Source organism: Rhizobium rosettiformans W3, assembly GCF_004912135.1.
Classification (GTDB): Bacteria; Pseudomonadota; Alphaproteobacteria; order Rhizobiales; family Rhizobiaceae; genus Allorhizobium; species Allorhizobium rosettiformans.
Map to the genome: position 1 here is coordinate 276,593 of NZ_STGU01000006.1, position 11,752 is coordinate 288,344.

12 protein-coding genes are annotated in these 11,752 nt (G+C 62.0%); 8 read left to right on the forward strand and 4 right to left on the reverse strand.

The window, feature by feature from the left end:
- Positions 1 to 82 precede the first annotated feature (82 nt).
- A complete protein-coding gene (locus FAA86_RS13495) occupies positions 83 to 1,906 on the reverse strand; it encodes a HAMP domain-containing methyl-accepting chemotaxis protein (protein ID WP_136541340.1) in 1,824 nt (607 codons plus the stop codon).
- A gap of 112 nt (positions 1,907 to 2,018) precedes the next feature.
- Complete coding sequence (locus tag FAA86_RS13500) at positions 2,019 to 2,696, reverse strand: helix-turn-helix transcriptional regulator (protein ID WP_136541342.1); 678 nt, start codon at positions 2,694 to 2,696, stop codon at positions 2,019 to 2,021.
- Positions 2,697 to 2,781: 85 nt separating this feature from the next.
- Between FAA86_RS13500 and FAA86_RS13505 the strand changes: the two genes are divergently transcribed.
- From FAA86_RS13505 to FAA86_RS13520, 4 genes are all read left to right on the forward strand, one after another.
- Positions 2,782 to 3,081: a hypothetical protein gene (locus FAA86_RS13505; RefSeq protein ID WP_136541344.1), complete on the forward strand. Its 300-nt coding sequence runs from the start codon at positions 2,782 to 2,784 to the stop codon at positions 3,079 to 3,081.
- Positions 3,082 to 3,085: 4 nt separating this feature from the next.
- Complete coding sequence (locus tag FAA86_RS13510; protein WP_136541346.1) at positions 3,086 to 4,201, forward strand: DNA alkylation repair protein; 1,116 nt, start codon at positions 3,086 to 3,088, stop codon at positions 4,199 to 4,201.
- The gene (locus FAA86_RS13515) at positions 4,198 to 4,500 is read left to right on the forward strand and encodes a DUF1905 domain-containing protein (protein WP_136541348.1); all 303 of its coding nucleotides are present in this window, start codon (positions 4,198 to 4,200) and stop codon (positions 4,498 to 4,500) included. The genes FAA86_RS13510 and FAA86_RS13515 overlap by 4 nt, the downstream gene beginning before the upstream one ends.
- A 296-nt stretch (positions 4,501 to 4,796) precedes the next feature.
- Entirely contained in the window at positions 4,797 to 6,212 is a 1,416-nt protein-coding gene (locus tag FAA86_RS13520; protein ID WP_484335646.1) for a DEAD/DEAH box helicase, read from the forward strand.
- Positions 6,213 to 6,293: 81 nt separating this feature from the next.
- On the opposite strand, the gene FAA86_RS13525 is transcribed toward FAA86_RS13520, so the two are convergent.
- Entirely contained in the window at positions 6,294 to 7,178 is an 885-nt protein-coding gene (locus FAA86_RS13525) for a DMT family transporter (RefSeq protein ID WP_136541352.1), read from the reverse strand.
- A 389-nt stretch (positions 7,179 to 7,567) separates the two neighbouring features.
- On the opposite strand from FAA86_RS13525, the gene FAA86_RS13530 reads away from it, so the two are divergent.
- The 4 genes from FAA86_RS13530 to FAA86_RS13545 all read left to right on the forward strand — a co-directional run bounded on the left by FAA86_RS13530 (position 7,568) and on the right by FAA86_RS13545 (position 11,345).
- On the forward strand, positions 7,568 to 8,977 hold the full coding sequence (locus tag FAA86_RS13530; RefSeq protein ID WP_113459756.1) for a circularly permuted type 2 ATP-grasp protein: 1,410 nt from the start codon (positions 7,568 to 7,570) through the stop codon (positions 8,975 to 8,977).
- Positions 8,978 to 8,984: 7 nt separating this feature from the next.
- Positions 8,985 to 9,926 (forward strand): alpha-E domain-containing protein, encoded by a 942-nt coding sequence (locus tag FAA86_RS13535; protein WP_136541384.1) that lies wholly within the window; start codon positions 8,985 to 8,987, stop codon positions 9,924 to 9,926.
- Between the two features lie 14 nt (positions 9,927 to 9,940).
- Complete coding sequence (locus tag FAA86_RS13540; RefSeq protein ID WP_136541354.1) at positions 9,941 to 10,762, forward strand: transglutaminase family protein; 822 nt, start codon at positions 9,941 to 9,943, stop codon at positions 10,760 to 10,762.
- A 112-nt stretch (positions 10,763 to 10,874) separates the two neighbouring features.
- Positions 10,875 to 11,345: a hypothetical protein gene (locus FAA86_RS13545; protein ID WP_136541356.1), complete on the forward strand. Its 471-nt coding sequence runs from the start codon at positions 10,875 to 10,877 to the stop codon at positions 11,343 to 11,345.
- 3 nt (positions 11,346 to 11,348) lie between these two features.
- Here the strand turns inward: FAA86_RS13545 and FAA86_RS13550 are convergent.
- A partial coding sequence (locus FAA86_RS13550; protein ID WP_136541358.1) for a MarR family winged helix-turn-helix transcriptional regulator occupies positions 11,349 to 11,752 on the reverse strand: 404 nt, incomplete at its 5' end.

Genomic DNA, 11,752 nt, shown 5'->3' on the forward strand with positions numbered 1-11,752 from the left:
GAGAAAGCAAAACGCCTCGACCCGTAAAGTCGAGGCGTTTGAGTTTTACGGCTTTGAAAAGGCTTGCGGACAGTACCGCGCCTTATGCCGATCGGCGCATGGCAGCCGCATAGCCTCTCTCTGCCTGACCAGCGGCTTTCGCAGCGCTGATCTCGAAACGCTGGACCAATTGCCGAAGGCGCGTGCTTTCAGTTGCAAGTCCCGCACTTGCCGCATTCGTCTCTTCGACCATCGCCGCGTTCTGCTGGGTGAACTGATCCATTTGATTGACCGCGGTGTTGACTTCGGCAAGCCCAGTCGCCTGCTCTTTCGCCGCCGTGGCGATTGCGTTCATCTGGACATTTACCGTCGTAATGAAGCTTTCGATCGTCTTCAGCGCAGCGCCGGTGTCACTCACCAGCTTTACGCCGTTTGCGACTTCTTCGGTCGAGACCCTGATGAGGTCCTTGATCTCCTTTGCAGCCTGGGCCGACCGCTGTGCGAGTTCACGGACCTCCTGGGCGACGACCGCAAAGCCCTTGCCCGCTTCCCCGGCACGCGCGGCTTCCACGCCAGCATTGAGCGCAAGCAGATTGGTCTGAAATGCGATTTCGTCGATCACGCCGATGATGTTGGAAATCGACTGGGATGACTGCTCGATACGGCCCATGGCCGCAACTGCGCTCGCGACGACGGTGCCGGAAGTCTCGGCACTGTGCGCAGCATCCGATGCTGCGGCACGGGCCTCATCGACGCGGTTCGAGGCGTGTCGAACGTTGACGGTGATTTCGTCCAGTGCTGCCGCCGTTTCTTCAAGAGAGGCAGCCTGCTGTTCGGTACGACGCGAGAGATCATCCGTGCTGCCGCTGATCTCACGGCAGCCGTTGTCGATCGACGTCGTGGCATGCGCGACGGCCGAGAGCGTTTCGGCAAGTTGGGCGACAGCTTCGTTGAAGTCATTCCGGAGGGTTTCGAACTCCTCGGCAAACGGCTGTCCGAGGCGAATTGTGAGATTACCCTTTGCAAGTTCTGCCAAGCCACCGGCAAGCGTTGCGGTTGCCTGCGTCATCGCTTCGGAACGAGCTTCGTCGAGTTTCGCACGAGCAGCCCTTTCGGCCTCCGTCGTCGATTGCTGCAGCTTCGCATCAGCCTCCAACTTCACCGCAGCAATCGCATTTGCCCGGAACACTTCGACAGCGCCGGCCATCGAGCCAAGTTCGTCACGACGCTCCATAGCCGGAATGTCGATGGACGTGTCCCCTTCCGCCAGCTTTCGCATAGCCAAGGTCATGCCTCTGAGGGGCGCCGCAAGGCTGCGTGTCAGCAGGATACCCATGGCAACCGCAATGAGGGCGGCCATGATCCCACCGACGATGAGGGTCATAGTCCCTGTCTGGAAGGCGGCGTTTAGAGATGCAGTTCGCTTATCGGCAAGTTTCTGATTTGCCTCGTCGAGCGCAGTAAGCGCCTTACGGATATCACTCAGCCGTGCCGTCGTTGCGATATTGCTCCGCGTTTCCTCGATCTTCGCGGGATCACGCGCACTGGCGACGGTCGCATCGAGCTGCGAATAGAATGTCTGAATCGCTTGACGGACAGGCGGCAGATAGGCGTCCGCATCGGACTTTTCGAGCTTCTGTTCGAGCTGCGCCATCAAGGGCGGAACGGCGTCGCCGTACTTGGCCATTCGCTCAATAAATTCATCGTTCAGGCTCGCGACAAAGCCGCGCATGGCGTTCTGATGTTCAACAAGCGTCGCGAGGATCTGACCAGACAGTTTAAGCACCGACTGCGTCTGCTGATTGGCAATCGTGGCTTCGTGGATCCGCTGCATGGACACAAATGCAACGGAACAGAAGGCGATAACAACGAACAGCACCGAGGCGAAAGCCAGGGCCAGCTTGCGGGAAACTCTCAGATTTTTCATAGGCGTCTTTCAGAAGTTGCTTTCGTACCTCCACCTATCGGTTCGAACCCCTTAATTTTTAGGGAAATTAGGAGGCCCGCATAAAAAGAATTTTGCTGCGCAGCAAAAAAACTCAGCTGAGCTGCTTCAGATACGCCTGATAGGTCTGATGCGGCTGAGGCTCGAACCGATCCTGTATCACCTTCCAGTCCTCGACGCGATCGAGACGGAAATCGCGAAAACCCTGGCGCATCTCGCACCAGGCGGTCATCACCCAGATCGCGCCGAAGGCGGCCAAGCCCAGCGGCCAGACGACGCGCTGGCTGCGCTCGCCCGGAAGCGAGTGATAGGCGATCCAGACCTTGCGCTTGACCGACAGTGCCGAGCGGACATCGCCGAGACAATCCGGCACCATCGGCTGGGCAGACGAACGGAAGGCATGGATAGGGGCTGAAACAAGCCGCTCCGCGTGGTCAGCCGGCAGCATGCCCAGCATCTTCTCCTTCGCCTCGCGCGCCGCCTGGCCGAGTCTGGGATCACCCAGCATCTCGACTGCCCGAAGCCCGAAGGCGAGCGCCTCCAGTTGCTCGAACGTGAAGGTCAGCGGCGGGGCATCGAAGGCCTCGCGCAGCATGTAGCCGACGCCGCGCTCGCCTTCGATCGGCGCGCCGGAGGCAATGAGATGGTCCATGTCGCGGTAGATGGTGCGGGGTGCCACCTCCATCTTCTCGGCGATCTCGGCGGCGGTCATGGCGCGGCCGGTCGCGCGCATCAGCTGGATGATCCGGAAAAGACGGTCGGCAGGGCGCATGCGATACCTCCGGCAAAGACTATGGCCAGAAGGTTGTCAGTTGGGTCGTGTTAGGTCAAGCCGTCATCAACACCGGGAGAGCCACATGACCACCACCACCGTTCTCGAACTCGCCGTCTGCAGCGTGGCAGACAGACCTGCCGCCGAAGAGGCCCGCCGTGCAGCGATGGCCGCCGTTAAGACCTATCCCGGCTTCGTCAGCTGGAAGGCGCTGAACTCGCTCGACCAGCGCGACCTGATCGCCGATCTCGTCGAATGGAGCGACAAGGAAAGCGCCGATGCCGCCGCTGCCAAGGTGCAGGCGGATCCCGCCTTCGCCCCTTACATGGCAGCGATCACCGGTGTTACCCTGATGCAGCATTTTTCAACGACGGACACGATCTGACATCATGGCCGAGCCGCTGAAACACCTGATCGGCCCACACACCGCCCGCGACACGGCAGACGCCGTAGCGCGGGCTTGGGGCCCCTTCGACCACGCTGCCTTCCTAACCGATACCCTTCCGGTGATCGACAGCCTCGAACTCATGCAGCGCGGGCAATGTATCGCGGATGCGCTGCACCGACATCTGCCGGGCGACTTCGAGACCGCCGCAAGGATCCTGGACGACTGTCTGCCGGCGCGCGAAGTGCCAGGACTGAGCGGCTGGGCTCTCCTCTCCTTCAACCAGTACATTGCCCGCCATGGCCGCGGGCATCTGGCGACCGCACTCGATCTTCTGAAGTCGCTGACGCCGCATTTCACCGCAGAATTCGGCATCCGGCCCTTCATTGCCGAGGAGCAGGACGCGGCACTCGCGATGATCTCGAACTGGGTGCTCGACCCGAACCACCACGTCCGCCGCCTTGCGAGTGAAGGCACCCGCCCCCGCCTTCCCTGGGCCATGCGCCTGCCCCAGCTCGTCGCGGACCCCACACCGATCCTGCCGATTCTGGAGGCCCTCCTTGACGACCCCGAGGATTATGTCCGCCGCTCGGTCGCCAACAGCTTGAACGACATCGCCAAGGACCATCCGGATCTCGTCGCCGATTTCGTCGAGCGCCACGCGAAAGGCGCCTCGAAGGAGAGGCTCTGGCTTCTCAAACACGCCTCGCGCACGCTGATCAAGAAGGGACACGGCAAGGCGCTCGCCAATTTCGGCTTCGCCGCGCTCACCGACGTCGAGGCCACCCTCACGCTTGCGTCTGACCGGATCGATTTCCCCGGAGAACTGACCTTCGAGATCCGGCTCTCCAACACCGGCGCGGCAACGAGGACAGTGCTGGTCGACTATGCCATCCACCATCAGAAGAAGGACGGCTCGCTCTCCCCCAAGGTGTTCAAGGGCAAGAGCCTGACGATCGCGGCGGGCGACAGCGTGACCATCGCCAGGCGCCATGCCTTTCGGCCGATCACGACGCGGGTTTATCATCCGGGAAGGCATGCGCTGGAGGTCATGCTGAACGGCAGACGGGTCGCCATCTGCGATTTCCACCTCAACATGCCCCAAGGTGACAAGGGATGAGCGGGAGCGGACAGCCCATCCGTTTCGAGGCAGAGGTCGTGAAGTTCGACGGCCCCGGTGGATGGCACGCCGTTTTTCTGGACGAAGAGGCGGCGGCGAGAGCCCGCTTCTTCGGTCACCCCAATGCATTGGGCGCCATTGCCGTTCAGGTGCAGATTGGCGCCAGTGCCGTCAAAACCTCTCTTTTCCCGGACAGGAAACGCGCGACCTACCTTCTGCCGCTGAAGGCGGAACTGCGCAGGCGGGAAGGCATTGCCGAAGGATGCATGATTTCGGTGCTGCTGACGGTCGACAGCTGAGCATGGGCCGGCACCTTTCACGCTGCACTGCAAACATTTCCTTGACTTCTCGGCCAAATAAGCCCATTTGCAGGTCAGCTTTCACCTTCCGGCCGCCGCGTGAGCGAGCCCAGCGACATCTGAGACGCGACGAAGGACAAGCGCATGACATGACTGGCAGACACTCCGCCGCTGCGCTGGAAGCTTTTTCCAACTTACAAGTTCCCAAATCACGCGGGGTTCTTGACGCCAATGCCAACCGGATCGCGAAGACCGCGTTCCGGGGTCGTGCATTTGGCGCCCCGAAAGGTATGACTTTGACAACTTTCGATGATCTTGGCCTCTCCAAGAATATCGTCGCGACGCTGACGACGCTCGGCTTCTCGACGCCCACTCCGATCCAGGAGAAGGGTATCCCCGTCGTCCTCGCAGGCCGCGACCTGATTGGCCTCGCTCAGACCGGCACCGGCAAGACGGCCGCTTTTGGCCTGCCGATGATCGAGATGCTTCTCAAGGACGAGAAGCGCCCCGACAACCGCACCACCCGCGCCCTCATTCTCGCCCCGACCCGCGAACTGGTAAACCAGATCGGCGACAACCTGCGCAGCTACCTGCGCCGCCTGCCGCTGAAGATCAACCAGGTCGTCGGCGGTGCATCGATCGGCAAGCAGCAGCTGCAGCTCGAAAAGGGCACCGACATTCTCGTCGCAACGCCTGGCCGTCTGCTCGACCTGATCGCCCGCAACGCGATTTCGCTGCGCGCCGTCCGTTACCTCGTTCTCGACGAAGCCGACCAGATGCTGGATCTCGGCTTCATCCATGACCTGCGCAAGATCTCCAAGATGGTCCCGCCGAAGCGCCAGACGCTTCTGTTCTCGGCCACCATGCCGCCGTCGATCGCCGATCTCGCCGCAAGCTTCCTGACCGACCCGCTGAAGATCGCCGTCTCGCCTCCGGGCAAGGCTGCGGACAAGGTCGAACAGCACGTGCATTTCGTTGCCGGCCAGAACGCCAAGACGGAAATGCTCAAGAAGATCCTCAACGACAATCCGGATGGCCGCTCCATCGTCTTCCTGCGCACCAAGCATGGCGCGGAAAAGCTGATGAAGCACCTGGACGCCACCGGCTACTCGGTCGCCTCGATCCACGGCAACAAGAGCCAGGGCCAGCGCGAGCGCGCTCTGAAGGGCTTCCGTGACGGCGAGATCAAGACGCTGATCGCCACCGACGTTGCCGCCCGCGGGATCGACATCCCGGCCGTCTCTCACGTCTTCAACTACGACCTGCCGGAAGTGCCGGACGCATACGTGCACCGCATCGGCCGTACGGCCCGTGCCGGTCGCGAAGGCATCGCAATCGCATTCTGCGGTCCGGACGAAGGTCGTCTGCTGCGCGACGTCGAAAAGCTGATGGGCATCGAGATCCCGGTCGCCTCGGGCGAACCGCCGGCAAACCTCGCACGCCCGGCCCGTCCGCAGCGTCGCGGCGGCGGTGGTGGCGGCGGCAACAACCGGAATCACCAGGGCCAGAGCAAGGGTCGTGGCAAGGCCGAAGGCGCTCCCAAGGCCGATGGTCGTCCGGCCAAGACCGGTCATCGCAAGGGTGGCAATGGCGGCGGACAGAACCGCAACGCCAATGGTGGCCAGGGCCGTCCGGGTGGCAATCCCGGGGGCAACGGCCAGGGCCGTCCGGCCCGTTCCGGCACCGCCGGCGGTCGTCGTCGCCAGGCCTAAGTCGTGGCTCGATAAGCTCTAGAATTTTGAAATGGCGCGGCACCCACCGCGCCATTTTTCATGGCCTGCGCGGCCGGCCGCTCACTCTGGCGCCGATACTGTCTTGCGATTGGTCAGGTAAACGCCGACCATGACCACGCAGGTCCCGACCATCATCGGCACTGTCAACTCTTCCCCGAAGGCGATGGCGGCTTCGAGAGCCGCCATCGGCGGAACGAGATAAATGAGCGAGGCCGCCTTCGACACGTCGCCGTGGCGGATCAGATAGAGAAGCAGCGCGATCGCGCCCATCGAGATCCCAATGACAGACCAGGCAAGCGTCGCGAAGAAACCGAGGCTCCAGTCGACATGCAAGTTTTCGAGCGCAACGGCCGCCGGAACCGTGACGATCAGGGCGCCGACATATTGCAGCGTTGCCACGGCGCGCAGATCGCCCTCCTTGACCAGCCGCTTCTGGTAGATCGTGCCGGCCGTCACGCAGGCCATGGCCAAAACGTTGACCGCCACGGCATAGGCCGGGATCGTGGAAGCATCGATGACCAGCACCTTAGGCAGGACCGCGATACCAACCCCGAGGAAGCCGATCACCAGGCCAAGCCGCTGACTGGCGCTGAGGTCCTCGCCGATCAGATAGGCGGCGGCGACCCCGGTCATCAGCGGCTGCAGGCCCGCTATGATCCCTGACAGCGCCGCCGGCACCCCCTGCCCGATCGCCCACCAGACCATGCCGAGATAAAGCCCGTGCAGGAACATGCCCGAGACGATGGCATGCAGCCATCCGGCCCGATCCTTCGGCCAGGAGACGCCTCCGACACGACAGACGATGTAGAACAACACGACCGCCGTGCCGTAGCGAACCACGAGGAACGTCAGAGGATCGGCAAAGAACGTCGCGTATTTGGCTGAGACCCATCCCGTCGACCACAGCAACACGAAGAGGACGGGGGCGATGCGGGCGAGTGTCATGAGTCGGTTCGTCTTTCCAGGACCGGATCGCAAGCCGCCGGCTGTCCGCTTCGATAATGCCGACCCCGGCCGCGGTCAAAAGAGTTTTCCTGCAAAGCCCGTTGAATTTCGCTCACATCAGGTTCGGACACAAAAAACATTCTGAAACAGATGCCTAATTAAGCGGCAGAAATTCATGTCACGCAAAAGCTGCGGTTCAGCGGCAGGGATTCACCACCCGGTAGAACCGGGAGATGCAGTGATCACACCGTCCCGATTGCTCAAAAATGGCGCTCATGCCGATTTTCCAGGCAGATGAAGCCGTGCCTAATTCTCGTCCCTTGACCTGCGATGCTGCTTGCATTGGCCAAATGCTTGTATTCAAATGAACCAAAAAGGGGATGGCGCCATTGGCATTTGATGAAATGATGACAGCGGACGGTGCTCCGCGCGGACCTTACCAGAACTACTTCGATTGGTATTCCAGCCAGGACCCGGCAAGGCTTCTGGCCAAGTCGAGAGATGCGGAAAACATCTTTCGCAAGACGGGCATCACCTTTGCCGTCTACGGCCATGCCGACAGTGCCGAAAAACTGATCCCCTTCGACATCATTCCGCGCATCATTTCCGGCCGCGAATGGCGCAAGCTCGCCCAGGGCATCGAACAGCGCGTGCTGGCGCTGAACGCCTTTCTCGACGACATCTACCACAAGCAGGAAATCATCAAGGCCGGCCGCATTCCCCGCGAGCTGATCGAGAAGAACGTCGCCTTCCTGCCCGAGATGATCGGTTTTCGTCCGCCGGGCGGGGTCTACACCCACATCGTCGGCACAGACATCGTGCGGACCGGTGAAGACCAGTTCTACGTGCTGGAAGACAATGCCCGCACGCCCTCCGGCGTCTCCTACATGCTGGAGAACCGGGAAACCATGATGCAGATGTTCCCGGAGCTCTTCCAGCTGAACAAGGTGCAGCGCGTCGAGGACTATCCCTATCTGCTCCGCCAGTCGCTCGCCTCGCTCGCCCCTCCCGGCTGCAAGGGCAAGCCGCGCGTCGCAGTCCTCACCCCCGGCATCTATAATTCCGCCTATTACGAGCATTCCTTCCTCGCCGACATGATGGGCGTCGAGCTGGTCGAAGGCTCGGATCTCCGCGTCATCGACGGCAAGGTGAAGATGCGCACCACGCGCGGCTATGAGGCGATCGACGTGCTCTACCGCCGCGTCGACGACGACTTCCTCGATCCCCTCACCTTCCGCCCCGACTCGGCGCTCGGCATTCCCGGCATCATGGATGTCTACCGGGCCGGCAACATCACCATTGCGAACGCCCCGGGCACCGGCATTTCCGACGACAAGGCGATCTACTCCTACATGCCCGAGATCGTCGAGTTCTACACCGGCCGCAAAGCGATCCTCGAAAATGTGCCGACCTGGCGCTGCTCTGAGGCAGACAGCCTGGCATACGTTCTCGAACACCTCGAAGAACTGGTCGTGAAGGAAGTGCACGGCTCCGGCGGCTACGGCATGCTGGTCGGCCCGACCGCCTCCAAGAAGGAGCGTGCCGCCTTCGCCGAAAAGCTGAAGGCCCGGCCGAACAACTACATCGCCCAGCCGACGCTGTCGCTCTCGACCGTGCCGATCCTCGTGAACAAGGGGATCGCGCCCCGCCACGTCGACTTACGTCCCTATGTCCTCGTCTCCGACAAGGTGCAGATCATTCCCGGCGGCCTGACCCGCGTGGCCCTCAAGCAGGGTTCGCTCGTGGTCAATTCAAGCCAGGGCGGCGGCACCAAGGACACCTGGGTACTGGAGGACTGACATGGTCATGCTCGGACGAACCGCCAACGGCCTCTTCTGGATGTTCCGCTACATCGAAAGAGCCGAAAACATTGCCCGTCTCGTCGACGCCGGGCTTCGCATGTCGCTGACCCGCTCGGGCGCTTCCGACGAGGACTGGGATGCGGTGCTGCAGAGTGCCGATGTCAGAAGCCTTTTTGCCGAGCGGCAGGACAAGGTGACCGCAGCCGACGCGATCGATTTTTTGCTGCGCGATACCGCCAACCCTTCCAGCGTCATGTCCTGCATCGACGCCGCCCGCAACAATGCCCGCATGGTGCGCACGGCGTTGACCCGCGAGACTTGGGAAGCCACCAACGAATGCTGGATCGAGCTGAAGCAGATGCTCGCCCGCAAGCTGAAGTCCGCTGATCTGCCTGAGGTCATCGACACCGTGAAGCGCCGCGCCGGCCTGATCCGCGGCGCCTTCCACGGCTCGATGTTGCGCAACGAGATCTATAACTTCGCCCGCATCGGCACCTTCATCGAACGCGCAGACAACACCAGCCGCATCCTCGATGTGAAGTACTACGTGCTTCTGCCGGCGATCACCCATGTCGGCTCCTCGCTCGACAACATGCAGTGGGAATCGATCCTGCGCTCGGTTTCCGCGCATCGCTCCTATCGCTGGGTCTATGACGGAGAATACAAGGCGGCCAACATTGCCGATTTTCTGATCCTCAGCGGACAGATGCCGCGCTCGCTTGCCTATTGCTACGAAAAGATCACCTCCAACCTCGGCTATGTCGGCCAGGAATATGGCGAGCGCCTTGCGGCGCACCACACCGCCGATGCCGTGCTTGCGACCCTGAAAACGACCAGCATCGATCAGATCATGGATCAGGGGCTGCACGAGTTCCTCGACAATTTCATCTCGCTCAACAACAAGCTGGGCAATGAAATCACCGAGGGTTACAGGTTCTATAGCTGAGCAGGATTGAGCGCATGCGTCTGCGGATAAGCCATACCACCGAATATCGCTATGACGACCCGGTCCAATACTCGCTGCAACGGCTGCGACTGACCCCGCAGGACGGCCCGGGCCAGAAGGTGCTGTCGTGGAACATCGCCGTCGACGGCGCCAATGTCGAGGCCGGCTTCAACGACCAGTTCGGCAACCAGACCCATCTCGTCTCCACCGAAGGCGACAGCCACAGTGTCCATATCGTCGCCTCTGGCGAGGTCGAGACCGAAGACCGCTCCGGCGTTTACGGGCCGCATCAGGGCTATGTGCCGCTCTGGCTCTATCTCCGCGACACGCCGCTCACCAAGCCGGGCAAGCTGATCCGTGAGCTTTCGCGCAGCCTCTCCGGCGACAACGAGCTGGCGAAGATGCATGACCTGATGGGCAAGCTCAACGCCCAGATCGCCTATGAAACGGGAACGACCGGCACGGAAACCACCGCCGAACAGGCGCTCGAAGCCGGCCGCGGCGTCTGCCAGGACCATGCGCATGCCTTCATCGCCGCCGCCCGCCTGCTCGCCCTGCCCGCCCGCTACGTCTCGGGCTACCTGTTGATGGACGACCGCATCGAACAGGTCGCGACCCACGCCTGGGCCGAGGTTCACCTTCCCGGTCTCGGCTGGGTCGGTTTCGATCCGGCCAACAACCACTGCCCCGATGCCCGCTATGTCCGCATCGCCACGGGCCTCTGCTATGCCGACGCAGCCCCCGTTTCCGGCATGCGGATCGGCCTTGCCGGCGAGGATCTGACCGTCACGCTGGTGGTCGAACCCTCGCAGAGCCAGAGCCAGTCGCAAAGCTGACCTGCCGTTCCAGCGGCGCGCGCGGTCGGAGCCTTTCCGCAAGCTCCGCTCCATCCCGGCATGATGTTGTGCCCTATAGGCGCGGCGCGGCCGCAGCGGAGGTCGAACACGCATGCTGTTTGGAAAGTCTCTCTTCCAGTCGGTCGTCGACAGGCTTGATGACGAGGCCGAAGAGCAGCCCGTAGCCGAAGAACAGACATTCCGCATCAAGGGCCTGAGCACCGGCTTTGTGGCGGAGCCGGACCTTGCAGCAGCCCCTGGAACTGGGGTTGACCAGCGTCTCAACGCCTACCTCTTCCTGATGCCCGAAAACCTGCCATCGGAAGAGCCCGAGCCGCCTGCTCCGCCGCCGCCACCCGCATGGGCAGGACGCCTTTCACCGCAGGAGGTTGCCGAGGATCTCGGCATCGAACTGTCGGACGACCGCGATCGGCTGCAGGAGCGCCGCCGCCGCTTCGCCCGCGAGAACCATCCGGATCGCGTCGCCGCAGACTATCGCGACGCAGCGACCTTGCGCATGAAGATCGCAAACGGGCTGGTCGACGAGGCGATCAGCAGCCACGACCTGCGAAGCGGTCGTTGACGATCAGTCGTAGAGACGTCTGAGCAAGCGGTTGACGCTGTCGCGCTCGGCAATGCCGCCGAGTTGCTCCAGGACCCAACGCTCATGATCGACCCAGATCGGCATGAGTTCCTCGAGATAGGCCTCTCCCGCCGGCGTCATGTAGAGCGACTGGACACGCCGGTCGGTCTCGGATTTGCGCCGTTCGATGAAGCCCTTGTTTTCCAGCCCGTCGACGATGGCGACAAAATTCGCCCGCTGAATGCCGAGCGCCTCGGCCACTTCGCTCTGCTTTGCACCCTGGTTGTTGGTGAGCAGAAGCAGGACCGCAAAATCGGTCGGCCGAAGTCCCTTCGAAGAAAAAGCTTCATTGAAATGTTGAAAAACAGCGAGCTGTGCCCGCCGCAACCGATAACCCACAGCATCGT

Coding starts and splice junctions, on each gene's coding strand:
- FAA86_RS13525 (WP_136541352.1), bottom strand. CDS start 7,178: ATGACACTCGCCCGCATCGCCCCCGTCCTCTTCGTGTTGCTGTGGTCG.
- FAA86_RS13535 (WP_136541384.1), top strand. CDS start 8,985: ATGCTCGGACGAACCGCCAACGGCCTCTTCTGGATGTTCCGCTACATC.
- FAA86_RS13500 (WP_136541342.1), bottom strand. CDS start 2,696: ATGCGCCCTGCCGACCGTCTTTTCCGGATCATCCAGCTGATGCGCGCG.
- FAA86_RS13515 (WP_136541348.1), top strand. CDS start 4,198: ATGAGCGGGAGCGGACAGCCCATCCGTTTCGAGGCAGAGGTCGTGAAG.
- FAA86_RS13540 (WP_136541354.1), top strand. CDS start 9,941: ATGCGTCTGCGGATAAGCCATACCACCGAATATCGCTATGACGACCCG.
- FAA86_RS13510 (WP_136541346.1), top strand. CDS start 3,086: ATGGCCGAGCCGCTGAAACACCTGATCGGCCCACACACCGCCCGCGAC.
- FAA86_RS13505 (WP_136541344.1), top strand. CDS start 2,782: ATGACCACCACCACCGTTCTCGAACTCGCCGTCTGCAGCGTGGCAGAC.
- FAA86_RS13495 (WP_136541340.1), bottom strand. CDS start 1,906: ATGAAAAATCTGAGAGTTTCCCGCAAGCTGGCCCTGGCTTTCGCCTCG.
- FAA86_RS13545 (WP_136541356.1), top strand. CDS start 10,875: ATGCTGTTTGGAAAGTCTCTCTTCCAGTCGGTCGTCGACAGGCTTGAT.